Consider the following 308-nt stretch of genomic DNA (forward strand, 5'->3'; position numbering starts at 1 on the left):
CTTGTTGCATGTTTGTTGATACTTGATTACTACCCTAAGTGTGCTCGCTTATCGTTTCCGACTCGCTTACACGCTTAAAAAAACTTTACTTCTTCCAGATTGTTAAAGAACGAGAACTACACTTATCGAAGACCAGGGTCTTGAATAAGCACAGTTCAGTCAACAGCCGATAAGCGTGGACGCTTGATGATGGAGCGTTAGCTCCTGGTGCTACTCTAGAAAGGAGGTGATCCAGCCGCACCTTCCGATACGGCTACCTTGTTACGACTTCACCCCAGTCACGAATCCTACCGTGGTAAGCGCCCTCC

At 47.4% G+C, this 308-nt stretch carries 1 rRNA gene; it reads right to left on the reverse strand.

From position 1 onward, the window contains the following. Positions 1-219 precede the first annotated feature (219 nt). Positions 220-308 (reverse strand): 16S ribosomal RNA (locus tag FG94_RS05960); the annotation flags it as partial.

The organism is Massilia sp. LC238, assembly GCF_000735635.1.
Taxonomy (GTDB): Bacteria; Pseudomonadota; Gammaproteobacteria; order Burkholderiales; family Burkholderiaceae_D; genus Telluria; species Telluria varians.